The sequence below is a fragment of the Sphingomonas jinjuensis genome, assembly GCF_014197105.1.
In the GTDB taxonomy this organism is placed as follows: Bacteria; Pseudomonadota; Alphaproteobacteria; order Sphingomonadales; family Sphingomonadaceae; genus Sphingomonas; species Sphingomonas jinjuensis.
The window spans coordinates 118,896-143,042 of sequence record NZ_JACIEV010000001.1; the positions used below are offsets into that span (position 1 = coordinate 118,896).

Sequence of the window (24,147 nt, forward strand, 5' to 3'; positions counted from 1 at the left end):
TTTTTTCGTATATCAATCAGAACGACGTAATTGCAAAGTGGCGCATAGCTGTTAGGCTGGCGCGCAACCCGACGATCCGGCCCGACCGGACGCACAGTCGAACAGAGGATGTCTATGCACCAGTCCCATGGGGCGGATCTCTCCCGCCGCGACGTCATCCACTGCGCGGCCTGCGCCGGCGCCGCGACCAGCTTCGCCGCCGCCCCGGCGCTCGCCGCCGCGTTGCCTGCCGCGAAGGCCGGCAAGGCCCCGGTCGCGATGCAGGAATTCCCCTATGGCGCGGTCACGCTGACCGGCGGCCGGTTGAAGCGGCATTTCGACCATATCCACGCGCATTACCTCGCGCTCGACAATGATCGCGTGCTCAAGGTCTTCCGCGAAAACGCCGGCCTGCCGGCGCCCGGCCCCGACATGGGTGGCTGGTACGACCGCGACGGCTTCGTCCCCGGGCTGACGCTCGGCCAGTATATCTCCGGCCTTGCTCGCCTCGCCGCCGCCACCAACGACAAGGCGGCGCATGCCAAGGTCGCCGCGCTCGTCGACGGCTTCGGCAAGGCGTTCGTGAAGGCGTCCAACCCCTATGCCGGTCCCAAGGCGCAACAGCAGTGGGCCGCCTATGTCATGGACAAATACGTCGTCGGCCTGATCGACGCCTATCGCCTGAGCGGCGTCGAGCAGGCGAAGACGCTGCTGCCGATCGTCATCGAGAAATGCCGCCCGTACATCTCGCCGATCTCGCGCGACCGCGTCGGCAAGGTCGATCCGCCCTATGACGAAACCTACGTCATGCCGGAAAACCTGTTCCACGTCGCCGAGATCACCGGCGACGACCGCTATCGCCAGATGGCCGTTCATTACCTGCTCGACAAGGAATGGTTCGATCCGCTTGCCGCCGGCCAGGACGTGCTTCCCGGCAAGCACGCCTACAGCCACACCATCGCGCTGTCGTCGGGCGGGCAGGCCTATCTCCACCTCGGCGATGCCAAATATCGCAAGGCACTGGAAAACGCCTGGACCTTCATGGAGCCGCAGCGCTTCGCCAGCGGCGGCTGGGGGCCGGAGGAGCAGTTCGTGCCGCTCCACCAGGGCCGCCTCGCCGCCAGCCTCGCCAGTTCGAAGGCGCATTTCGAAACGCCGTGCGGCGCCTTCGCCGACCTGAAGCTGGCGCGCTATCTCATCAGCTTTACCGGCGACGCGCGCTATGGCGACGGGCTGGAGCGCACGCTCTACAACACCATCCTCGCCACCCGCTTTCCCGACAGCGACGGCGGCTATCCCTATTATTCGGATTACGGCGCGGCGGGCGAGAAGCGCTATTATCACCAGAAATGGCCGTGCTGCTCGGGCACGCTGGTGCAGACCGTCGCCGACTACGTCCTCAACGCCTATTTCCACGACGACCGCTCGCTGCTGGTGAACCTCTACACTCCGTCCGAGGTGCGCTGGCAGCGGCCGGGCGGTCAGGTGCTGATGTCGCAGGAAACCGACTATCCCGCCGCCGATGCGGTACGGTTGACGGTGCGCGAGGCGGGCGACGGCCGCTTCGCGATGAAGCTACGCATTCCCGCCTGGACGAAGGGCGCCTCGCTGAAGGTCAACGGCCAGCCGCAGGCGGTGACGCCCGGCACGATCGCGACGGTCGATCGGAGGTGGAAGGCGGGCGACACCATCGACCTCGTCGTCCCGCAGCCGCTGCGCACGCTGCCGATCGACGATCGCAATCCGAACACCCAGGCGGTGATGCGTGGCGCGATCATGTACGTCGGTATCAATCCGTGGGACGGCATCGAGAAGCAGGCGATCGCGCTGCCCCGCGCGCTCGAGCCGATGCCCGGCGCCGACGAGGCGTACCGGACCACCGTCGGCGGCCGCAACCTGGTCTTCATCCCCTATCACACCGTCGATACCGAACGCTCGACGACCTATTTCAAGACCGCGTGATGACCGAACAGCGCATCACCGCCACCTACGAGATCGAAACCGCCTTCCCGCTCGACCAGGCGGCGGCGACGATGGCCGGTGAGCAGTCGACCGGCACCTTTGTCCGCGTTCCCGGCGAAACCGACGAACTGCGCGAAGCGCATGCCGCGCGGGTGGAAGCGATCGAGGAATTCGGCGACGTCGCAGCGCCCTCGCTGCCCGGTTCCGGCCTGCCCAAGGACGGTGGCGACGGCCGCCGCCGCCGCGCCCGCGTCGTGCTGTCGTGGCCGCTGTCGAACATGGGGCCGTCGCTCCCCAACCTCCTCGCGACGATCGCGGGCAACCTGTCGGAACTGAAGGCCTTCTCCGGCCTCAAGCTTACCGACATCGTCCTGCCGCCGGCCTTCCTCGATCGCTACCAGGGGCCGCAATTCGGCGTCGAGGGTACGCGGCGGCTGACCGGCGTCTACGATCGCCCGATCGTCGGCACGATCATCAAGCCTAGCGTCGGCCTGTCGCCCGACGCCACCGCCGAACAGGTCCGCGTGCTCGTCGAGGCGGGGGTCGACTTTATCAAGGACGACGAGCTTCAGGCCGATGGCCCGCACTGCCCGTTCGACGCGCGGATCGCCGCCGTCATGCGCGTCATCAACGACCATGCCGACCGCACCGGCCGCAAGGTCATGTACGCCGCCAACCTGACCGGCGACGTCGACGAGATGCTGGCCCGCCACGATCATGTCGTCGCCAACGGCGGCACCTGCATCATGGCGAGCATGAATTCGATCGGCCTGCCCGCGATGAAGCAGCTGCGCGCGCATTCGCGGCTGCCGATCCACGGCCACCGCAACGGCTGGGGGATGCTCGGCCGCTCGCCCGCGCTCGGCATGAGCTTCATCGCCTATCAGAAGCTGTGGCGCCTCGCCGGCATCGACCACACCCATGTCAACGGCATCGACAACAAATTTTGCGAACCCAACGACAGCGTCATCGCCTCCGCGCGCGAATGCCTGACGCCGATGTTCGACCCGCCCCACCAGGGCTGCGAGATCATCCCCGTCTTCTCGTCGGGCCAGTCGGTCCGCCAAGCCGCGCCGACCTATGCCGCGCTCGGCTCGGTCGACTGCATGTTCGCCGCGGGTGGCGGGATCATGGCGCATCCGGGCGGCCCCGCGGCGGGCGTACGCGCGCTGCGCCAGGCATGGGACGCCGCGATCGCCGGCGCCGCCGTCGAGGAAGCCGCAAAGGACTCGCCCGAACTGAAGGCGGCGCTGGGCGCGTTCGGCGGGTGACGCCGCTCTACGCCTATTACGGCGACGATTTCACCGGCAGCACCGACGTCCTCGAGCAATTGGCGGAGGGCGGCGTCCCCGCCGTCCTGTTCCTGCGTGCGCCCGACGAGCGCTTGCGCGCCCGCTTCCCCGATGCGCGCGCGATCGGCCTCGCCGGCGACGCGCGCAGCCGCACGCCCGCGTGGATGGATGCTGAGCTTCCCGCGCTCCTGACAGCGCTGAACCCGGCCGGCATCGTCCACTACAAGACCTGCTCGACGTTCGATTCCAGCCCGGTGGTGGGCTCGATCGGCCGAGCGCTCGACATCGGTCTCGCGCAGCTCGGCGGCCCCGCCGCCATCGTCGTCGGCGCGCCGCACCTGCGCCGCTACGTCGCCTTCGCCACGCTGTTCGCCGCCGGCGGCTCCGCCGTCCATCGCATCGACCGCCATCCGACGATGGCGCACCACCCGGTCACGCCGATGCACGAGGCGGACCTGATCCGCCACCTCGCCGCCCAGACCGACGCGACGATCGGCCACGTCTCGCTCGAGGCACTCCACGCCGGTCGCGCCGACGAAGCCTTCGATGCCGCATCCGCCAACGACGCGGTCCTGTTCGACGGGATGACGACGGAGGACCTGGCCATCACCGGCCAGATTCTGGTGGGGCGCGCCATCCGGTTCGCCGTCGGCAGCTCCGGCGTCACCCGCGCGCTCGTCCTGGCCTGGCGCGCTGCCGGCCTGATCGGCGCGACGCCGACAAAGGTCCGCGCCGAGCCCGTCGACCGCCTCCTCGTCGTCAGCGGCAGCTGCTCGCCCGTCACCGCGCGTCAGCTCGCCCGCGCCAGAGCCGGCGGCTATACCGCCATTGCCGCCAACGTCCCCGCCATCCTGCGCGGCGAGCAGGCGGAGACCGACTCCCTGATCGCCCGGGCGACGGCGGCCCTCGCCGACACCGGTCGCGCCGTGATCCAGTCCGCCGAAGGCCCGCTGTCCGACGCCCCGGCGGCGGGCGAAGCACTCGGCATCGCGCTCGGCCGCGTCGCCGCCGCCACGGTCGCGCGTACCGGAATCCGCCGCCTGCTGTTCGCCGGCGGCGATACCTCCAGCCACGGCGTCGCCCAGCTTGGGATCGATGCGCTGACCTGGGCTGCACCGATCGAAGCCGGCGCCCCGCTCGTCCGCGCCCATGCTGCCGACGCCGCGGTCGACGGGCTCGAACTCGTCCTCAAGGGCGGGCAGATGGGGTCCGAGGATTTCGTCGAGGTCGTCCGCCGCGGCGGCTGACGCTCACGCCTCGATCGGTTTGTGATCGAACCCGCGCGTGCAATCGATCAGCGCGAACAGCACCGCCGCCACCAGCACCATCGCCGCCACCCCGCGCAGCGGCAGGTCGTAATCGCCCGTGCGCGCGATGGCATAGCCGATAACGACGGTGCAGATGAAGCCGCCGAGGTTGCCGGCGGTGTTCATCAGTCCGCTCGCCGTGCCCCCGAACCGCCCGCCGATCGACATGCACATCGCCCACGCCGCGGGCAGCATCAGGTCCATGATCCCGAACGCCGCGCCGGCCAGCACCACGATTAGGACCCGGTCGTCGACGAAGCTCATCGCCACCAGCAACGTCGCGGTGATCGTCAGGCACGTCGCCGCGATCGCGCTATACGCCACGCGGAGACCCACCCGCGCCGCCAGCCGGTCGCACAGCACGCCACCCGCCAGATTGCCGACGATGCCCAGCAGGAACGGGATCGAGCCGTACAGCCCCATCTCCGCGACGCTGAATCCCGCGCCCTTCACCATCCAGGTCGGGAACCAGTTGAAGAAGAACCAGCTGCCGAACGCATAGAAGAAATAGGCGACCGCGATCAGCCACAGCTGCGGCAACGCCATCAGCCGCCGCCATGGGGTGCCGAGATGGCCATGCCCCTCGTCGCCGCCGATCGTCGCGACTTCTTCGGCGGTGATCCCCGGCTGGTCCGCCGGCCGGTCGTGATACCAGCGCCGCCACGCGATCGCCCAGCAAAAGCCGATCAGCCCCAGCACCACGAACACCGCGCGCCAGCCGAACGTCGCCTCCAGCGGCACCAGCAGCAGCGGAGCCATCGCCCCGCCGAACCGGCTCGCCGCCCAGATCGTCCCCTGCCCCCGCGCTCGCTCGCGCGCCGGCAGCCAGCGATAGAGCACGCCCGTCATGTTGGGATACGCCCCCGCCGCGCCCAGCCCGAACAGGAACCGCGCCGTCGCCAGCTGCCAGAAATTGCGGCACAGCGCGGTGATCGCGGTGAAGAACGACCACCAGACGGTGATCCGCGTCAGCTCCTTGCGATAGCCATGCGCGTCGCCCAGCGCGCCCGACGGGATCTCGAACACCGCATAGGCGATGACATAGGCACCGAGCACCCAGCCCCATTGATCGGGCGTGATATCCAGCTCGCGCTGGATCGCCGGCCCCGTGACCGCGATCGCCATCCGGTCGAGGAAGGTCAGGACCGACAGCGTCGCGAGCAGCGCCAGGACGCTATGGCGCTTCTTCACTTGGCCAGGCCCTGCAACGCCTTGAGCGCCTGCTCCATGCCGAGCTCGGGGCTCGACAGCACCGGCACCTTTACCGCGCCCTCGGGCAGCGCCGTGACGACGCGCGCCATCGACGCCTGCGCCAGCACGATGACGTCGACATCGCGCATCGCATCGGTCAGCGCAGCGCCGACGATCCGGTCGTGCGTGGCGCCGTCGCCCGCCATCACCGCATCGAACGCGCCCTCGCACAGATGCTCGACCAACTCGATTGCGCGCCCCTGTTCGGCGGCGACCCGGCGGACCAGCTCGGCGGTCGGCGCCAGTGTCGTGTTGAGCGTTGCGACGACGCCGATCCGCGTGCCCGTCGCCACCGCCTTCCCCGCCATGCCGCGATCGACGCGCAGCACCGGCTGGTCGTAGAGCAGCGCCGCCATGTCGACCGCCGGCCCGATCGACGAACAGGTCACCAGCGTCGCGTCGCACCCCGCGTCGAAGGTCGATCCGACCAGCTGGATCACGCGGCGCATCGTCGCCTTCTCCAGGTGCCCGGCGGCGATCGTGTTCTTGATCGTGCTTTCGTCGACGAAGTGGAGGATGCGCACATCGGGCATCACCCGCGCGGCGATCTCGTTGAAGATCGGCGCCAGCATCGGCGAATTATGGACGAGGCCCAATGTGGCCATGATCGGCTCTCCCAGGAAAATCAGGCGATAGTGAAGCGATAGGTGCCGCCACCCACCGTGAAGCGGACGACGTCGCCGGCGCGCTCCACGTCGCTGACGTCGGGATGGGCGTCGATCGCCGTCCCGCCCTCGCGCCAGTCGCGTAGCGGTAGGACGACCTCGGCGATGGTGTTCGCCGGCACCGTCAGCGCCAGCAGCGACAGTCCGTCGGCATCGCCGTCGATCGCGGTGGCGATCCGGCCGACGACCGAATCATAGTCGGCCTCGACCCGCCCGATCTGCGGCAGCCAATGCGGCGCGATCCGCATCCGCTCGAAGCCGGGACTTGCCGGCGCGATCCCCGCCAGCCGGCGATAGAAGAACCCCACCACCGCGCCAAAGGCATAGTGGTTGTAGCTGTTCATCGACAGGTCGCCGGTGTCGCCATTCCACCGCTCCCACACCGTGGTTGCGCCGACGCTCGGCATATAGCCCCACGACGGATAGCGCGTCTGGAGCAGCAGGTCGGCGACGACGTCCCAGCGCCCCGCGTCCGCCAGCACGTCGAGCAGATAGGGCGTGCCCAGGAACCCCGTCGACAGCGTGTCGCCCCGCGCGCGGATGTCGTCGGCCAGCAGCTTCGCCGCCGCCGCGCGTCGATCTTCCGGCACCAGGCCCATCCACAGCGACAGCACCTGGCTGGTCTGGCTGCCGTTGCCGCAGCGCCCGTCCGCGTCGACCAGCTCGGCCGCATAGGCGTTGTCGATCGCATGGCGCAGCCCGGCATAGCGTGCCGCCGCCTCGTCGCGCCCGGTGACGTGCGCCATTTCCGCCATCAGCGCCGCGCTCCACGCCCAATAGGCGGTCGCGCACAATACCCGCGGCGTCGTCTCGTCGTCGGGCTTCACCGCATCGACCGACAGCCAGTCGCCCAGGTCCAGCCCGCGCTCGTGGCGCCAGACATGGTCGGGATTGCGCGCGGCGACATGGTCCATCCACGCCTCCATCGCCGCCCAGTTCTCATCGATCACCGCGGTGTCGCCATAGCGTTGCCACAGCTGCCACGGCAGGATGATCCCCGCCTCACTCCACCCCGCGGTTGTCACGTCGGGGAAGGACAGCGGCTGGGGCACGACGATCGGATAGGCGCCGTCGTCGCGTTGCGCGCTCCGCGCCTCGATCAGGAAGCGGCGGATGAACGGCGCGACGTCCATGTTGAACGCGGCGGCGTCGAGGAACACCTGGATGTCGCCCATCCACCCCATCCGCTCGTCGCGCTGCGGGCAGTCGGTTGGCACCGAGAAGAAGTTCGACCGCTGGCTCCACATCGCATTGTCGAAGATTCGCTGGAGCAGCGGCGCATCGGCGAAGCGAATCGACCCGGTGGTGCCGCAGGCCGAATGGACGACAACGCCCTCGACATCCTCGACACCCGGCGTTCCCGGATAGCCCTCGACCTCGACATAGCGGAAGCCGTGATAGGTGAAGCGCGGCTCGAACGTCTCCGCCGCGCCCGTCCCCGCCAGCGTGACGCGATCGGTCGCGCGTGCCAGTCGCAGGTTCGCCATGTCGGCCCGGCCGTCGCCATCGAGCAGTTCGGCGAAGCGCGCGGTGATCGTCGTGCCCGCAGCCCCGTGCGCCCGGATCACCGCCCAGCCCGCGAAATTCTGCCCGAAGTCGAAGACATGGACGCCGGGCGAAGGCTCGGTCACCGCCACCGCCCGCATCCGTCCCATCCGCTCGATCGCTGGCGACGGTTGCGCGATCAGCCGGCACGTCGGCGCCTCGCCCAGCCTGGCGACGTCCCAGCCCGATGCGTCGAAGCCGGGCGCTTCCCATCCCGGCTGCTCCAGCCGCGCATCCAGCATCTCGCCGTCGTAGATTTCCGACTGAAGGATCGCCGACCGCGCGATCCGCCAGTCGCCGTCCGTCGCTACCCACTCGTGCGAGCCGTCGGCATAGTCGAGCCGCAGCTGCGCCCGGAACCGCCGCGGCGCCGGGCCGAAGCCATAACGCTCGATCCGCCAGCCGGACGCGCTCGCATACCAGCCGTCGCCGACCATCGCGCCGAGCACATTCTCGCCCTCGGCGATCAGCGCAGTGACGTCATGGCTTTGGTAGAAGACATGGTCGCGCGCGACGCTCATCTCGGGCGCGAGGATCGTGGCCGACACCGGTACGCCGTTGATCGTCGCATCATAGGCGCCGAGGGCGGTCGCATAGAGTCGCGCCGCCGAAACCGGCGCGCGCGGCGTGAAGCACGTTCGCAGCAGCATCGCCGGTTCGGCCGGGCGCGGATCGTTGGCGACGTTGGCGCCGCTTGGCTGTGCCGCGGCCCACGCCGACGTGTCCGCTCCAGGCTCGGTCCAGCCATCGGCCGGCGCCGGGCAGACCCGCCAGGCCGGCCCGCTGACGATCCGCTCGACGCTGCCATCACGCCGGTGCAGCCGGATCAGCGCGGCGAAGGCGCCGCCGTCGACCGGGAAGAACCCCGTCGTCTCCGCCTCGACCAGCGCGCAGACGCTGTTCGTCCCCGCCGTCACCGTGCCGTCGAACGCGGTCAGCGTGCCCCAGAAGGGCAGCGCGGTCTCGAACCCGAACGGCCGGTCGAGCGTCGCCGGCACGCCGTTGACCCAGACGCCGCGCAGGTGATCCTTGCCCGACAGCAGGATCTCGGCCCGCTCGACATCGTCCGGCGCCATGAAGTCGAGCCGGAAGCCATGCGGGCGGCCGTCGAGCGGTTCGGCCGACCACATCCACTGCAGCCCCGCGGCACGGTCCGCCGCGGCTTCCGCGTCCTCCGCCTCGGTCCACGCGCCAAGCCAGCCGTCGCCGCCCAGCCCCGCCTCGAACCATGTCGGCTCGGCACGACCCACTTCGCCCCGCTCGTCGGTGACGTCGACCGTCCACCACAGCCGCTGCATCGGCGCGACCGGCGGCCCGGCATAGACGACGTCGAGCGTCCTTCCGCCCTCGACCACGCCGCTGTCCCACACCAGCTCGCCACGATCGAGCGCCGCCGGGTCGAACGCCGCGCGCACCCGATACGCTGTCTGCCGCGTACCCCGCCGGTCGCTCTCGATCCGCCACGACAGCCGCGGCTGCGCCACCTCGATGCCGATCGGCCGGGTCAGCTGCTCGGCGCGCAGATCGACGATGCGAATGCTCATCGCGCCACCGCATCGACGACGAGCGCCCAGTCGTTGCCCGGTGCCGTCGCCCCCGGCGGATCGAAGCGATGCGTGCCCCGGTTCGCGAACGTCCCTGCCGCCACGCTCCGCCCGTCGCGCGGCGAATACCAGTGCGCCATCACCCGTCCCCCCGGCAGCACGCCCAACCGCATCGTGAACGGCCGCCCGCTATAGCTGTACGCGAAGGCATAGCGATCGCCCCGGCTCGCCAGCACGCGGTCGTAGCGCGCGCCCGGGTCGACGATCAGCGTCGGGTCGGGCCGACGCTCGAGCATCGGCCGCGCTTCGAAAAAGGCGCGCAGGTAGCGCATCTGCTCCGCGCCCGGCGCCGTCAGCGCCACGTCCCAGCGCCGGTCTGCCTCGAAGCTTGGCTTCCACCGCCCCGGCACCATCATCTGCATGACGTTGTTCTCGCCATAGGTGTGGCCGAACGCCCCCGCCATCACCGCCCACCAGCCATAGCGGCGCGCATCGTCGGCGCCCCAGCGCGGCGCCCCCGCCTCGTGCAGGCCATGGGGGATATTCTCGTACGACGGCTCGCCGTCGATCACCGGCTTTACCGGGGTGCGCGCCCAATCCTCGGCGACATAGCGCCAGTTATCCTCGGCCCGCGCGCTCGGCCCTTCCTGCGCATAGGAGCGATGCCCCGACTGGAGCATGTTGAAATCGAGCCACGGCGCCTCGTGATACTGCCACGCGCTGTCGGTGCGACCAATCGGGTGGAACGTCATCAGATGGCCTGGATCGTAGCGCTTGATCGTGCTTCCCAGCGCCTCCCACACCGCGGTCTTGTTCTCCGAGGGCGTGTCGCCGCCGTTGAGCCAGACGAGGTTCGGTCGGCTGCGATACCGCTCGCCAAGGAACCGGCCATAGGCGCGCGCACTCTCCACCGTCAGCTGGCCGCCCGACGCCAGCGATCCCCAGGCCGGTACCAAGGCCAGGTACATGCCGTTCGCCTCGGCCCGCGCCGCCACCCAGTCGAGGTGATCCCAATAGTCGTACTGGCCGGCCCTGGCCGGATCGCTGCCCGGCGTGACATGCGGCTTGCCCGGATCGCCGCCGTCGAGCGCGGGGACGCCGTCGACCGTCGTCATCTCGGGCGTGTGCAGCACCATCACCTGGACGACGTTGAAACCCTGCCGCCGCCGCTCGGCCAGATAGCGATCGGTTTCGTCGCGGCTCAGCCGGCTGAGCAGCAGCCAGCCGGTATCGCCGAGCCAGAAGAACGGCTTGCCGCCCGCGGTCAGATAGTGGCCGTTCGCCGACACGCGCAGCGGCGGTGTCGCGGTCGCGGCGATCGTGGGCGAAGCAAATGAAACCAATCCGGCAACGATCGTCACCCGGCGTAGCGCCTTGCCCGCCAAACCGCTGAAAATGCCCGTCACGATCCGCTCCCGCCGCCCGTCCTGCCGACATTGCGGCCGGGCAGGACGAGCTAGCGACGCCGCGCCTTGATTGTCAATTTCTTTTGGGGAATGCGCGAAACGCAGATTATCGAAAATACCGCTTTCGTTTATCGCCGCTTCGCTGGTATGAAGAGCCAAGGGGAGGACAGCGACGCCATTCGGCCGCCAATGCATCACGCCGCGCAGCGTTGCCCGTCATCCCAAGAAACAAAGTGAGGGATGGGAGAGGGAGCATGATGAAGGGTTCGACATCGCGATCCGCCGCGACGGCGCTGCTGCGCGGGCTGTTGCTGACCGGGGGTAGCGCCGGAGCGCTGCTGATCGGCGGCGCGGCGCAGGCGCAGCAGACGACACCGCCGCCCGCCGAGCCCGTCGTCGCCACCACCCCTGCCGAGACCGCTGCAAGCGAGGATAACGCCCCCGGCGACATCGTCGTCACCGGCAGCCGCATCCGCAGCAGCGCCGTCACCTCGCCCTCCCCGCTTCAGGCGATCACGTCGCAGGACATCGCCAGCACCGGCCGCGTCGAGATCCAGGACGTGCTCCAGCTCAACCCGGCGTTCGGCCTGCCGGGCCAGTCGCGCAACATCTCCAACTTCGGCACCGCCAGCGCCGGTCTCGCCACCGTCAACCTGCGCAACCTCGGCGCCAACCGCACGCTCGTCCTGATCGACGGCCGCCGCGTCGTGGCGGGCGTGCCGGGCACCGCGCAGGTCGACCTGACGATGATCCCGTCGCCGTTCATCGAGCGGGTCGACGTGTTGACCGGCGGCGCCTCCGCCGTCTACGGGTCCGACGCGATCGCCGGCGTCGTCAACTTCATCTACAAGAAGAATTTCGAAGGTCTGGAGGCCAATGTCCAGGCCGGCGTGTCGGAACAGGGCGACGACAGCCAGTACACGCTCAACCTGACGCTCGGCCACAATTTCGGCGACGGCCGCGGCAATATCATGCTCTATGGCGGCTATACCAATCAGGGGCTCGTCCGCTCGGTCGACCGTGCGCGCAGCGTCACCGACCAGACCAGCATCGGCGCGCTCCAGCGCAGCAACAACCGCACCGACGCGAACCTGACCGCCGCGCAGAACCTGTTCCTGGCGCAGCCCAATCGCTCGACGGTCGTGCCGGCCGGCACCTTCGCCGCCGGCACCGGCACCTATATCATCGATCCGACCACCGGCGCCGTCCGCCCCTTCGTCGGCGCGACCGACGGCTTCGACCGCACGCCGTACCAGGCGATCGCCGTTCCGCTCGAACGCTATATGTTCGCCGGCCGCGGCAACTATGAGGTCGGCAGCAACATCAACGTCTTCATGGAGGGCACCTACGCCAGCGTGAGGTCGCAGACGTTCATGGAGCCGCTGCCGCTGGTCCCGACCGGCAACCTCGGCCTCTTCCGCCAGGGCAACGGCCGCTACAATATCGAAGGCCTGGCGGTGAACCCGAACAACCCGGCGCAGACGACGCGCGTCGTCAATCCGCTGGTGCCGACCGCGCTCTACAACCTCGCGACCGACACCAACGGCGACGGCTTCCGCGACGTGTCGCTGACCAAGCGCCTTGTCGAATTCGGCGGCGGCCAGCGCTTCGCGCCGGTCGAGCGCACCAACCTGCGCCTGGTCGCCGGCGCCGAGGGCAAGATCGGTTCACGCTGGAACTGGGAAGCCTATTACAGCTGGGGCGAGACCAAGGCGTCGCAGTCACTGACCGGCCTCGTCAACCAGGATCGCTTCGTCCAGGCGCTCGACGTCGTCCGCGACGTGTACGACGTCAACCGCAACGGCAGCACGACGGACGCGGTCTGCGCCAGTGCCGAGGCGCGCGCACAGGGCTGCGTCCCCATCGACGTCTACGGCCTCGGCAAGATCTCGCCCGAAGCGATCGCCTATGTCCAGGCGACGTCGCTGCGCAATGCCCGCCAGACGATGCAGGTCGCCGCCGCCAACATCTCGGGCGCGGTATTCGACCTGCCTGCGGGCCCGCTCCAGGTCGCGATCGGCGCCGAATATCGCAAGGAAAGCAGCCGCGAGGACTTCGACCCGCTCTCGAACGTCGCGCGCAACGGCTATGTCCAGCTGACCAACACGTCGGGCAGCTTCGACGTCAAGGAAGCCTATGGCGAGCTGTCGGTGCCGATCCTGCGCGACACGCCCTTCTTCCACTCGCTCGAACTGCGCGCGGCGGGCCGCGTGTCGGACTATTCGACCGTCGGCACCTTCTACGCCTGGAACCTGGGTGCGGAATGGGCGCCGGTTGCCGACATCCGCCTGCGCGGCGTCTATGCCCGCGCGGTCCGCGCGCCCAACATCGGTGAGCTTTACGCCGCGCCGACGGTCGGCATCGGCACCGTCAACGATCCATGCGCCGGGGTCACCGCCATAAGCACCGGCACGACGAGCGACGTCTGCCGCGCAGCACCGGGCGTCCTCGCCAACATCCAGGCGAACGGCGGCATCTTCACGCTCAACCAGACCGACCGCCAGGGCGTCGGCACGCTATCGTCGAGCAACCCCAACATCCGCGAGGAAAAGGCGCGCACCTATACGCTGGGCGTCGTCGTCAATCCGGTATCGATCCCGGCGCTGCGCAACCTCGCGCTGACCATCGACTATTACAACATCCGCCTCGACGACGCGATCGCGCGCACCAACACTGACTATATCCTCCAGCGCTGCTATTCGCAGAACGACCCGCTGTTCTGCGGCCTCGTCTCGCGCCGTACGGTCGCATCGGGACCGTACAGCGCCGGCTCGATCCAGCAGATCAACGCCGCATTGGTGAACAGCGGCGGCGCGGCGATCCGCGGGATCGACACCACCGCCTCCTACCGCCAGGGCCTTGCGGGTATCGGCCTGGGTGACGCCAATGCGTTGTTCCAGGTCAGCTACAGCCACATCATCCGCCAGACCAGCATCCCGCTGACCGGTGCGGCGGTCGACCGCATCGACGGCGAGATCAACTCGCCACGCGATCGTGCCCAGGTGTCGGTCGGCTATGACAGCGACAGCTTCGGCTTTACCGTCAACGGCCAGTATATCGGCGCCTCGTACCTCGACGACCAGTATCGCGCCCGCTTCCTGCTCGCCGACGGCTCGCTGCCCGACAAGAAGTATTTCCGGGTGAAGCCGTACTTCTACACCGACCTGCAGATGCGCTTCAAAGTCGCCGAGCGCTTCGAATTCTACGGCGGCGCCAACAACCTGTTCGACGTCCAGCCGCCGCGGATCATCACCGGCCTGATCGGCAGCGTCACCGGCACCGAAACTGCCGCCGGCACCTACGATCCGATCGGCCGTCGCTACTACGCCGGCGCACGCATCCGCTTCTGAGCTTTCCCCGCTGCCCCCGGTCACCACGACCGGGGGCATTTTTTCGCGGCCTCAGCCGGCCGCCGCCAGGATGGGCACGAAGCTATCGGCACTCAGGCTCGCACTGCCGACCAGCAGCCCACCGATACCGTCGATCCCCAGCAGGGCCGCCGCATTCGCCGCGCTCACCGATCCGCCATAGAGGATCGGCACGTCGCTGCCCTCCACACCATAAAGATCGACCAGACAGCGTCGGAGCGCCGCGATCACCGCCGCGATGTCGCCCTCCTGCGGCAGCCGCCCGCTACCGATCGCCCACACCGGCTCATAGGCGAGCGCCAGTCCCTCCACGACCCGGCCGGGGAGCGCCGCGCGAGCCTGAGCGACGACCACCGCGGCCGTCAGGCCCTCGTCACGTTCGGCGGACGTTTCGCCGACGCACAGCACCGGCTCCAGCCCGGCACCGATCGCCGCCGTCACCTTGGCGCCGACCGCGGCATCGTCGTCACCCGCGGCACGGCATTCCGAATGGCCGACCACCACCATCTGTGCGCCGGCATCCGCCAGCATCGATGCCGACAGGCGCCCGGTGAAGGCGCCGCCCACGGCCTGGTGACAGTCCTGCGCGCCGATCACCACCGCCTCGACGCTGCCGCGCGCTGCCGCGATCAGCGTCGCCGGCACGCACAGTGCGACGCGGGCAGAGCATCCGCGCCGCACATGGCGGTCGATCGCCACGACCTCGGCCAGTCGCTGGCGGTCGCCATGCATCTTCCAATTGCCGATGACGAGCATCCCACCTCCCTGGCCCGAAGCCGACAGGTTTCGACTTTCTTCGTATTCTTCGCTTTAGGCAATTTGCCGATGTCGGCAAGGTGTCAGGCGACGATCACCTCGATCCCGCGATCGATGAAGCGTTGCCGGTCCTCGTCGGTGATGCCGTCGTCGGTGATGAGCGTGTGGACCAGCTCGATGTTGCCGAGCGACGAGAAGGACGTGCGGCCGATCTTGGTTGAATCCGCGACCAGAAAGATTTGCGACGCGCACTCGATCATCGCCCGCTTCACCGTGATGTCGGCGATCGCGGGAAAGGTCAGCCCCGCATCGAACGACACCGCCGCCGTCGCCAAAAACAGCTTCTGCGCGAACAGCCCCTTGAAGTAATCCGCGGATCGCTCGCCCGACAGCGACAGCGTCGGTGCCTTGAACTGGCCGCCGGGCATATGGACCGAGATCGTCGGCATCGCCCCCAGGATCAGCGCGATGTTGAGCGCATTGGTGATGACGGTCAGATGCTCGCGGTCGCCCAGGTTCATCGCCAGCTCGGTCGTCGTCGATCCGCTGTCGAGGATGATCGTCTCGCCATCGTTGATCAGCGCGGCGGCAGCGCGCCCAATCCGCCGCTTAGCATCCATGTTGACGAGGTGCTGAAGCGCCATCGCCTTCACCTGCTCAGGCACCGATTTCAGATAGGCGCCGCCATGCTCGCGGACGACATGGCCGTCCTGCTCCAGCCGCTCCAGATCCTGGCGCACGGTGACTTCCGACACCCCGAACGCCTCGGCGAGGTCGCGAACGCGAGCGCTGCCCTCTTCCTGCAGCCACGCCAGCATGCGCTTGCGCCGCGGCTCCGCCAGCAGCGCCGGGGCGCCACCGGCGCTGCGCTTGCGCCCACCACGCGCCGACCCCGACTTCTCGCTCTTCGCCACTGTCATTCCCGCGTCATCCGCCTCGTTCCACATCGACTGCAACAATCAGTACATGCCCGGCTGCCTAGGGCCGTTCTCGCGCCGATTGGAAGCCACGATGCTCGTTTTACTTGCGAAGGGAAAGTGGGGCCTCGCCGATCGCTCGCGGGAGGCGTGCAACGCTATCCGACATGCGGCGTTATTGACCTTGTTAACCATGTTGCCGCGTCGGCGGTGCGTGACCCCTGATCACATGGTTGGTCCAGGTTGGGCGAATTCAACCTGAACCTTATCGGGTTAACATCATTTTAACCCCGTCTGGGTCGAAATGGTGCGGCCCTTCCCAAAAGGGGTATGTATATGCGTATTGCAAAGCTTGCGATGATCTCGGCCGTGGCCGTTCTAGCTCCGACCGCCGCCAATGCGGCAATCTTTCCCAGCCTCGGCGGCAATACGACCAACCAGCTGACGCTGAGCGCGACCGGGCTGAGCGACGGCACGAACCAGATTGCGACCCTGTCGGGCGGCCGCACCTATATGGCGGACCAGCCCTTCGCCGACATCCCCAAGGGCGGCATCACCGGTGGTACGTTCTTGGCCGCCGGCCCGACTGCTGGCCAGCCCGCAACGCTGACCTTCAGCCGGCCGACCTCCTACCTCAGCTTCCTGTGGGGTTCGCCCGACACGTATAACCAGCTGACGGTGAACACGAACGTTGCCAGCTACATCTACACCGCGGCGACGCTCAATTTCGCGCGCACCAACGGCGATCAGTCGTTCTCGCAGTACGTCCAGTTCGCGACGACCGCGGGTGAGCTGATCAGCAGCGTCAACTTCACGAACGTGCCGGCTGCCGACGCGTTCGAAACCGCCAACTTCAGCGTGACCGCGGTGCCGGAACCGGCGACGTGGGGCATGATGCTGGTCGGCTTCGGCATGATTGCGGCCACCAGCCGCCGTCGTCGGACCGCAACGAAGCGCGTCACGGCCTGATCTATCCGAACTAGCGTGGGGGGCCGTCGGGAAACTGGCGGCCCCTTCCGTGTGATCGGCAAAGGCCGGGCGCAATCGGCCGGTCGGTAGAGGCACGGGCCAGTCCGGTTGGGAACGGGTCGCCGTATCGTGCAAATCACGCCAGGGCATATGGAAAGGTCGCGTCATGCAGTCGACGAACCGGAGCTTCCATGACCGCCAGCATCGCCTATTTCATCATGGTTCATCACAAGCCCTATCAGTTCGAGTGGCTGATCAACGCGATCCATCATCCCGACGATCTGTTCCTGGTCCATGTCGACATGAAGTCGCGGCTGGGCCTGAAGGCGGATCGTCGCGGCCTGATGCGCGACGTGCGACGGATCTGCGCACGTTATCCCAACGTACGGATCATGCGTTCCCGCTTCACCAACTGGGGCGGCTGGTCGCTGTCGAATATCCTGCTCGACGCGATCGATCAGGCGCTGGCGAGCACCGTGCCCTGGAGCCATTTCGTCAACCTCAGCGGGCAATGCTACCCCCTGAAACCGCTCGACGTGTTGCGGTGCAGCATAACCGGCAGCGGCGATGCGCTGCATATCGAGCAGCGGCCGATCGCCTCGTTGCCGGCCGACGACTGGCATCACGACTGGTCTCCGATGATCGAAACGCCGCTGCGGACGATCAAGCGACGCGGCCGGCGGGAGCCGCCGCCGGGTCTGGATATAAGCCACAAGGGGTCGCAATGGGTGGTGCTGCCGCGGGCATTCTGCGCATGGATCCGCACCGCCCCGGCGCTGCCGGCGATCCGCAGATTCCTCAGCCGGCTGATGCTCAGCGACGAGCTGATCATGCAGGCATTGGCCCGAAACGGACCGTGGATGGCCAATATCGCACCGGATTATCGCCGCGCGATCATATGGCCGGGGCCCAAGCTGCTGACGAACCAGGACCTGCCGTACCTCAGCGAGGGCGATGCGTGGTTCGGGCGCAAGTTCGACGCCGCCGTCGATGTGTCGGTGCTGCGCAACCTCGCGGCGGCGAATCACTTTTCGCCGGGGCCGCTGCCGCCGACCTAAGCCTCGAAACTCGCTCGTTTCATTTTGACACAATTAACATATTTTAAACCAGCAAGGGGAACCGTTCAGCTCTCACGGTGTATTGGTGTTGCTTTGCAGCATTTTACGGTGACGTGGTGGTTAATGATGCTATAAGTGCATCAGACACAACGACAGCGGTTTGCCCGGAGAGGCTGAGCCCTGGCACCGATGATCGGCGAACGTCGACGCGGTGCCGGACCATCAACCCAGTCAAAGGGTCCAGTATATGCGTCAGTCCACAATTTCTCCTTCCGCTCGAAGTCCGCAGCGTCGCCGTGCCCAGCGGGTCGCCCCATCGCTGTGGGTGCGGCGGGCTCCGAAGACGGTCGATCTCGCCGCCGGCCGGGCGCTCGACGTCATCGTCGCCCTGACCCTGCTGGTCGTCGTCGCACCGGTGATGGTGGCGCTGGCACTGGTGATCTGGTGCCAGGATCGCGGCTCGCCCTTCTTCGTCCACCATCGCATCGGGCGCGGGGGTCAGACCTTTCCCTGCTACAAGTTCCGCACGATGGTCACCGACTCGAACGAGCGGTTGCGCGCGTTACTGGAGCGTGACCCCGAGGCGGCGGAGGAATGGCGCCGCGATCACAAGCTGCGTCGCGACCCGCGCATCACGACCATCGGCCGCTTCCTGCGCAAGTCGAGCCTCGACGAGCTGCCGCAGCTGCTGAACGTCGTGCTTGGTCACATGAGCCTCGTCGGGCCTCGCCCGATCATCGAGAGCGAAGTGATCCGCTACGGCCGCTTCTTCAGCGATTATTGCAGCGTTCGTCCCGGCATCACCGGCCTGTGGCAGATCAGCGGGCGCAACGACACCAGCTATCGTCGTCGCGTCGTGCTCGACATGGTCTATTCGCGGACCAAGTCGATCCCGACCGACATCTTCGTGCTGACGCGGACCGTGCCGGCGGTTCTCTCCGCCCGGGGTAGCTCCTGAACGCAGCCGCCGTGCCGGTGCGGCAAGTGGCGCCGGGCGATCGGGTAGTGCTGGTCGATCCGTCGCTGTTCACGGCGCCTTATGACGCCTGCCTGTCCGACGGCCTCGCCGACGCAGGGATCGATCCACTGTGGGTGACGCGGCACCTTCGCCCGGGCGAGGCCGACGACCTGCGGGGTCGATCGGTCCGCCAGCTGTTCTACCCGTTGAGCGACGGCGCCAACCGCGCGCGTGGCCAGCGCTGGCGTCGGCTGAAGGGCGCGGAGCATCTGGTCGGGCTGATCCGGCTGGTCGCCCTGGTCCGGAGGGTCCGTCCGCTGGCCGTCCATGTTCAGTGGGGCCTGATCCCGCGCGTCGACCGGCTCGCCATCGCGCGGATGCGCAGCACCTGCCCGGTCGTCGTCACCGTCCATGACGTCGAGCCCTTCAACGGCAAGGACGTATCGCCTGCCCAGCGCTCGGGCTTCACCGCGATGCTGGCCGCCGCCGACCGCCTGATCGTCCACACCGCGCGCGGTCGCCAGGCGCTGATCGCTTCGGGACTCGATGCGGATCGCATCGCGGTAATTCCGCACGGCCCATTGCCGGTGCCGGCCTCGAGCGCCGCCGTGGTGGCTCGTGCCGACCGGCGCTGGACAATCGTCCAGTTCGGCAAGATCCAGGCATACAAGGGCGTCGACCTGCTCGTCGACGCGCTCGGCATGCTGCCGGCCGACGTCAGGGCACGGCTGCGCGTGATCGTCGCCGGCGAGCCGCAGATCGACGTCGCGCCGCTCCGCCAGCGTGCGACGGCGCTCGGCCTCGACGACGTGATCGACTGGCGGCTCGCCTATCTCGACGACGCGGCGATCGGCGACCTGCTGCACGAGGCCGACGCCTTCGTCTTCCCCTATCGCACGATCGAGGCGAGCGGCGCGTTCCTGATGGTCGCCGGCATGGGCAAATGGATCGTCGCCAGCGACCTTGGCGCCTTTTCGGAGGCGATCGGCCATGGTGGCGACGCCGGCGCGCTGGTGCCCCCCGGCGACGTCGATGCCCTCGCCGCAGCGCTCGCCGGATCGGTCGACCGGCACCCGACGCGCGGCCTCGGCGCCGCGATCACCGACTGGCCGACGATCGGGCGGATGACGCTCGACGCCTATCGTCAGGCACGGCACCAGTGGTGCGCGAAGCGCTGACGCGATGAGCAACCTCCTGATCCTCCACGACAGCCCCGATTTCGGCGGGCACGAGGTGATGCTGCTCAGCCTGCTGCCGGGCCTGGTCGAGGCGCAGGCGTTCGCGCGCATCTGCTTCGTGTATCCGGCGCAGAACGTCCGGCTGGCGACGGCGCTCGAACAGCAGTTCCCAACGATCGTCCGCCGCCCCTGGCCGTTCACCAAGCGGCGTGGCGAGCCCTATCTGCGACATTTCCGCCGAGGCTATCGCGCCGCCGTCCGCCGCCTGATCGCCGAGGAACGCGCCGACACGGTGTTGCTCATCCAGGGCCGGATCGAAAACGGTGCGACGGCGATGCTGGGCGTGCCGCGGTCGGTGCGGCTGGTCAGCTACATCCCCATGGCGCATCGCCTGTCGGACATGGGACGATCGGGACTGGTCGGCGACCGCATCCGCCGCCCGCTCTATCGCCGCCCCGACGCCTTCATCGTCCCCGCCCCCGCGGTCGCCCGCCAGCTCGAGGCGGCGGGCGCCAGTGGACGCATCCACGTCGCGCCCAACACCGTCGCCCGGCCACCCGCGACCGACCGCCAGACCGCCCGCCGCGCGCTCGGCCTCGCGCCTGACGCGCGCATCGCGCTGTTCCTCGGGCGCCTAGACCCGGCACAGAAGGGGCTCGACCGGCTCGCGACCGCCACGGCGCGTATGGCGCCAGACCGCGGCTGGCAGCTGCTGGTCGTCGGCGATGGCCCGGGAAAGCCCGTGATCGAGGGCGTCGCCGCAACGATCGTCCCCTGGACCGACCGCGCCGACCTTTACCTGGCGGCGGCCAACGTCCTCCTGATGCCGTCGCGGTGGGAGGGCCTGCCCCTCGTCGCGCTTGAGGCGATGACGAGCGGGCTGCCGATCCTCGCCTCGCGCATCGACACCTTCGCCGACATGCTGCCGCCCGATCATCTGTTCGATTGGGAGAACGGCGATCTCGCCGCCGCGCTCGATCGCCTCGATGCGCCGGACGCGCGTGCGCGCTTCGCGGCGCACGCCGCCGGATACCTCGCGCCGCTCGACATCGCTTCGGCCCGCCGCGCGTTCGTCGCGGGCGTTACCGGAGCGGACGAATCATGACGCGCAGGGCGGTCGTCATCATTCCGACGCTCAACGAAGCGGATCAGATCGGTGGCCTGCTGGCACAGTTCGCCCGCAACGATCCGGCCCGCGTCGTCCAGATCCTGGTCGCCGACGGCGGCAGCACCGATGCGACCCGCGACATCGTCGCCGATGCCGCGGCAACCGACGCCCGGATCGCGCTGATCGACAACCCCGCGCGCCGCCAAGCCCCCGGGATCAACCGCGCCGTCGCCGCCGCCATGCCCGACGCCGACACGATCATCCGCGTCGACGCCCATGCGGGCTATCCCGACGACTATGCCGAGCGCATCCTCGCCTGCTTCGCCGAGACCGGCGCCGACATGGTCGCGACCCGGCTGGCGACCATCGGCACCACCTGCCGCCAGCGCGCCATCGCCGCCGCGTCGAACAGCCGCGCGGGGACCGGCGGCGCCGCGCATCGCGTCGGCGGCGAGCCGGGATGGATCGATCACGGCCATCACGCCGGCATGGACCGTCGCCTGTTCGAGATGGCGGGCGGCTATGACGACGGCTTCGACGCCAACGAGGATGCCGAACTCGACTATCGCATCCGCCGTGTTGGCGGCCGGATCTGGATGGCCGCCGACATCGTCGTCGATTACCATCCCCGCCGCACCTTCCGCGCGCTAGCGGTCCAATATTTCCGCTACGGCACCGGCCGCGCGCGCACCTTCCTGAAGCATCGCGAGCGGCTTCGCCCGCGTCAGCTGGCGGCGCCCGCGATCGTCGTCGGCCTCGCCGCCAGCATGATCGGCGGCCTGGCCTCGCCGTGGCTGTTGCTGCCCGCGGCGCTCTATGCCGGGGCGGTGGCGTTCGTCGCGATCGGCCTGGCGGTCAAGCTGCGCAGCGGCTGCGCGCTCGGCGCGGCGCCGGCTATCGCCGTCATGCACGTCGCCTGGGGCATCGGCTTTCTCCGCATGCTGGCGTCTTCCGCCGCGCGCGAATGACCGATGGACCGTTTTGATCGCGAAATGAGTTATGTACGAACTTGGCAATGGTTGAGGCGAGGTGTGCAATGCGACGGTTGACGTTGGCGATGGGTGTCGCGTCGGTGCTGCTTGCGTCGTGCAGCGGCGGTCCTGCGACGCAGGCGCCGGTGGTGTCGGCAAGTCCCCCCGCCTATCGCCTCGCACCCGACGACAAGGTGCGGGTCAACGTCTACAACGAAGAAGGGCTGACCGGCACCTATGTGGTCGGCAGCGACGGCGCCGTATCCTATCCCCTGCTGGGATCGGTGCAGGCCGCCGGCCTGACCCTGCCCCAGCTGCAGGAACTTCTGACCAACCGGCTGCGCGCCGGCTACGTCAAGGATCCCAAGGTCAGCGTCGATATCACCGAATATCGGCCCTTCTATATTCTGGGCGAGGTCAACAAGGCCGGGCAGTATCCCTATCGCGTCGGCCTGACCGTCGACGCCGCGGTCGCGACCGCGGGCGGCTTCACCTATCGCGCCAACCACCGCGTCGTCGCCATCCAGCACCGCAACCAGCCGCAGGAGGTTCGTTACAAGCTCGAACCCGGCGTTCAGGTGTTGCCGGGCGACACCGTCCGCATCCTGGAACGCTTCTTCTGATGCCTGCCGCCGGCTCTCAGCGTCGCGGCGCGGCCCGATGGACGATGCTCGCGGCCGGGCTGGCGGCGACCCCGGCGGCGGCGCAGAACCTGCCGCCCGACGAGAGCATCCGCTTCTCGCGCTACACCGCCGTGCGCGAGCGGCAGATTCCCGGCTACGAACAGGCCGGCATCCCGGTCGGCGGCTTTACCCTCACGCCATCGCTAGACGCCAACGTCAATGCGACCGACAATGTCTTCGCGTTGGAGGACGATCGCGTCTCCGACGCCTTCCTTCGCCTGCAACCCTCGGCACGGCTGTCGTCGAACTGGGCGGGCCGCTCGCTCGATATCAGCGCAGACGCGGCGATCGATCGCTATGCCCGGCAAAGCACCGAAAACGTCAACGCGCTCAATCTGTCGGCCAACGCCGTCCAGCAGTTCGCGGGGACGCTGAAGCTGCGCCTGCTGGGCCGGTTCCGCGCCAATCGGGAATCGCGCGAATCGCAGAATGCCTTCGCGCTGACGGTGCGCCCCGTCGCCTTTCGCGAGACGACCGGCGCGGTCGGCCTCAGCCGCCGCTTCGGGCCGATCCAGCTCGCCGGCGAGGCGGGATATCAGCGGCTGAACTTCGACAACGCCCAGTTGCGCAGCGGCGGCATCCTCGACCAGAATTATCGCGACGGCGGCATCACCTCGTTCCGCGGCCGCGCCGACCTCGTCCAGAGCACCGCGCTCGCCTATTTCGTCCAGGCGACCAACACCGACTCGTCCTATTCGCAGCTCAGCAGCGCCGGCGTCCGCCGCGGCGCCAATACGACCGAGGTGCTGGCGGGTGCGCGCTTCGAGCTCCCCATCCTGGCCCGCGGCGAGATCGGCGTCGGCTACATCACCTCGGGCTATCGCGACCAGCAGTTCCGGCGTTTCTCGGGGCTGGCGGTCAACAGCCGCGTCACCTTCTTCCCGACGCAGCTGACGACGGTGACGGTCAATGCGCTACGCAGCGTCAACGACGCCGGCACGCCCAACTCGAGCACCTATGTCTCGCTGATCGGCGGCGTCCAGGTGGATCACGAGCTCCTCCGCTCGGTCATCATCGGCGCGAATCTTCAGTATCAGCGCGACAGCTTCAACGGCGTCGATCGCCAGGACCGGCGCTTTTCCGTCGGGGCCAGTGCGGAATACCGCCTCAACCGGCTGCTGTCGGTGCGTGCCTCGTTCGACCGGCTCGACCTGACGTCGAACGGCGCGGCACGCTACAAGTCTTTCACGCGCAACCGCGCCCTTGTCGGGCTCGGCGTTAGGATCTGAC

At 68.4% G+C, this 24,147-nt stretch carries 19 protein-coding genes; 13 read left to right on the forward strand and 6 right to left on the reverse strand.

What is annotated here, in order from left to right; all coding sequences use genetic code 11:
• Nucleotides 1-114 precede the first annotated feature (114 nt).
• From GGQ80_RS00535 to GGQ80_RS00545, 3 genes are read left to right on the forward strand one after another with little or no spacing between them, the layout of a single operon-like run.
• Nucleotides 115-1,941, forward strand: coding sequence for a beta-L-arabinofuranosidase domain-containing protein (locus GGQ80_RS00535; RefSeq protein WP_183981750.1), 1,827 nt, complete (start codon nucleotides 115-117; stop codon nucleotides 1,939-1,941).
• Nucleotides 1,941-3,212 (forward strand): ribulose-bisphosphate carboxylase large subunit family protein, encoded by a 1,272-nt coding sequence (locus GGQ80_RS00540; RefSeq protein ID WP_183981751.1) that lies wholly within the window; start codon nucleotides 1,941-1,943, stop codon nucleotides 3,210-3,212. Before GGQ80_RS00535 ends, GGQ80_RS00540 begins: the two co-directional genes overlap by 1 nt.
• Nucleotides 3,209-4,480 (forward strand): four-carbon acid sugar kinase family protein, encoded by a 1,272-nt coding sequence (locus GGQ80_RS00545; protein WP_221364111.1) that lies wholly within the window; start codon nucleotides 3,209-3,211, stop codon nucleotides 4,478-4,480. Before GGQ80_RS00540 ends, GGQ80_RS00545 begins: the two co-directional genes overlap by 4 nt.
• 3 nt (nucleotides 4,481-4,483) lie before the next feature.
• On the opposite strand, the gene GGQ80_RS00550 is transcribed toward GGQ80_RS00545, so the two are convergent.
• From GGQ80_RS00550 to GGQ80_RS00565, 4 genes are read right to left on the reverse strand one after another with little or no spacing between them, the layout of a single operon-like run.
• On the reverse strand, nucleotides 4,484-5,731 hold the full coding sequence (locus tag GGQ80_RS00550; protein ID WP_183981753.1) for an MFS transporter: 1,248 nt from the start codon (nucleotides 5,729-5,731) through the stop codon (nucleotides 4,484-4,486).
• Nucleotides 5,728-6,396 carry an aspartate/glutamate racemase family protein gene (locus GGQ80_RS00555; protein WP_183981754.1) on the reverse strand — a complete coding sequence of 223 codons (669 nt, stop codon included), beginning with the start codon at nucleotides 6,394-6,396 and terminating at the stop codon, nucleotides 5,728-5,730. The genes GGQ80_RS00550 and GGQ80_RS00555 overlap by 4 nt, the downstream gene beginning before the upstream one ends.
• A 20-nt stretch (nucleotides 6,397-6,416) precedes the next feature.
• Nucleotides 6,417-9,545 carry an alpha-L-rhamnosidase gene (locus GGQ80_RS00560; RefSeq protein WP_183981755.1) on the reverse strand — a complete coding sequence of 1,043 codons (3,129 nt, stop codon included), beginning with the start codon at nucleotides 9,543-9,545 and terminating at the stop codon, nucleotides 6,417-6,419.
• Entirely contained in the window at nucleotides 9,542-10,951 is a 1,410-nt protein-coding gene (locus tag GGQ80_RS00565; RefSeq protein ID WP_343050713.1) for a glycoside hydrolase family 140 protein, read from the reverse strand. Before GGQ80_RS00565 ends, GGQ80_RS00560 begins: the two co-directional genes overlap by 4 nt.
• Before the next feature lie 66 nt (nucleotides 10,952-11,017).
• On the opposite strand from GGQ80_RS00565, the gene GGQ80_RS18365 reads away from it, so the two are divergent.
• Nucleotides 11,018-11,188, forward strand: coding sequence for a hypothetical protein (locus GGQ80_RS18365; RefSeq protein ID WP_246346765.1), 171 nt, complete (start codon nucleotides 11,018-11,020; stop codon nucleotides 11,186-11,188).
• A 17-nt stretch (nucleotides 11,189-11,205) separates the two neighbouring features.
• Entirely contained in the window at nucleotides 11,206-14,301 is a 3,096-nt protein-coding gene (locus tag GGQ80_RS00570; protein ID WP_183981756.1) for a TonB-dependent receptor plug domain-containing protein, read from the forward strand.
• Between the two features lie 51 nt (nucleotides 14,302-14,352).
• On the opposite strand, the gene tpiA is transcribed toward GGQ80_RS00570, so the two are convergent.
• Both tpiA and GGQ80_RS00580 read right to left on the reverse strand, forming a co-directional pair.
• A complete protein-coding gene (tpiA, locus tag GGQ80_RS00575; protein ID WP_183981757.1) occupies nucleotides 14,353-15,075 on the reverse strand; it encodes a triose-phosphate isomerase in 723 nt (240 codons plus the stop codon).
• A gap of 83 nt (nucleotides 15,076-15,158) precedes the next feature.
• Nucleotides 15,159-15,995, reverse strand: coding sequence for a DeoR/GlpR family DNA-binding transcription regulator (locus GGQ80_RS00580; RefSeq protein ID WP_221364112.1), 837 nt, complete (start codon nucleotides 15,993-15,995; stop codon nucleotides 15,159-15,161).
• A gap of 366 nt (nucleotides 15,996-16,361) precedes the next feature.
• On the opposite strand from GGQ80_RS00580, the gene GGQ80_RS18565 reads away from it, so the two are divergent.
• The 8 genes from GGQ80_RS18565 to GGQ80_RS00620 all read left to right on the forward strand — a co-directional run bounded on the left by GGQ80_RS18565 (nucleotide 16,362) and on the right by GGQ80_RS00620 (nucleotide 24,146).
• Entirely contained in the window at nucleotides 16,362-16,961 is a 600-nt protein-coding gene (locus tag GGQ80_RS18565) for an Npun_F0296 family exosortase-dependent surface protein (protein ID WP_183981758.1), read from the forward strand.
• A gap of 191 nt (nucleotides 16,962-17,152) precedes the next feature.
• On the forward strand, nucleotides 17,153-18,019 hold the full coding sequence (locus GGQ80_RS00590) for a beta-1,6-N-acetylglucosaminyltransferase (protein WP_183981759.1): 867 nt from the start codon (nucleotides 17,153-17,155) through the stop codon (nucleotides 18,017-18,019).
• A 325-nt stretch (nucleotides 18,020-18,344) separates the two neighbouring features.
• On the forward strand, nucleotides 18,345-18,977 hold the full coding sequence (locus tag GGQ80_RS00595; RefSeq protein ID WP_343050715.1) for a sugar transferase: 633 nt from the start codon (nucleotides 18,345-18,347) through the stop codon (nucleotides 18,975-18,977).
• Between the two features lie 11 nt (nucleotides 18,978-18,988).
• A complete protein-coding gene (locus tag GGQ80_RS00600) occupies nucleotides 18,989-20,155 on the forward strand; it encodes a glycosyltransferase (protein WP_183981761.1) in 1,167 nt (388 codons plus the stop codon).
• Between the two features lie 4 nt (nucleotides 20,156-20,159).
• A complete protein-coding gene (locus tag GGQ80_RS00605) occupies nucleotides 20,160-21,260 on the forward strand; it encodes a glycosyltransferase family 4 protein (protein WP_183981762.1) in 1,101 nt (366 codons plus the stop codon).
• Nucleotides 21,257-22,231 (forward strand): glycosyltransferase family 2 protein, encoded by a 975-nt coding sequence (locus GGQ80_RS00610; protein WP_183981763.1) that lies wholly within the window; start codon nucleotides 21,257-21,259, stop codon nucleotides 22,229-22,231. The genes GGQ80_RS00605 and GGQ80_RS00610 overlap by 4 nt, the downstream gene beginning before the upstream one ends.
• Before the next feature lie 89 nt (nucleotides 22,232-22,320).
• On the forward strand, nucleotides 22,321-22,857 hold the full coding sequence (locus tag GGQ80_RS00615) for a polysaccharide biosynthesis/export family protein (RefSeq protein ID WP_246346766.1): 537 nt from the start codon (nucleotides 22,321-22,323) through the stop codon (nucleotides 22,855-22,857).
• On the forward strand, nucleotides 22,857-24,146 hold the full coding sequence (locus GGQ80_RS00620) for an outer membrane beta-barrel protein (protein WP_183981765.1): 1,290 nt from the start codon (nucleotides 22,857-22,859) through the stop codon (nucleotides 24,144-24,146). Before GGQ80_RS00615 ends, GGQ80_RS00620 begins: the two co-directional genes overlap by 1 nt.
• Nucleotide 24,147: the final 1 nt, after the last annotated feature.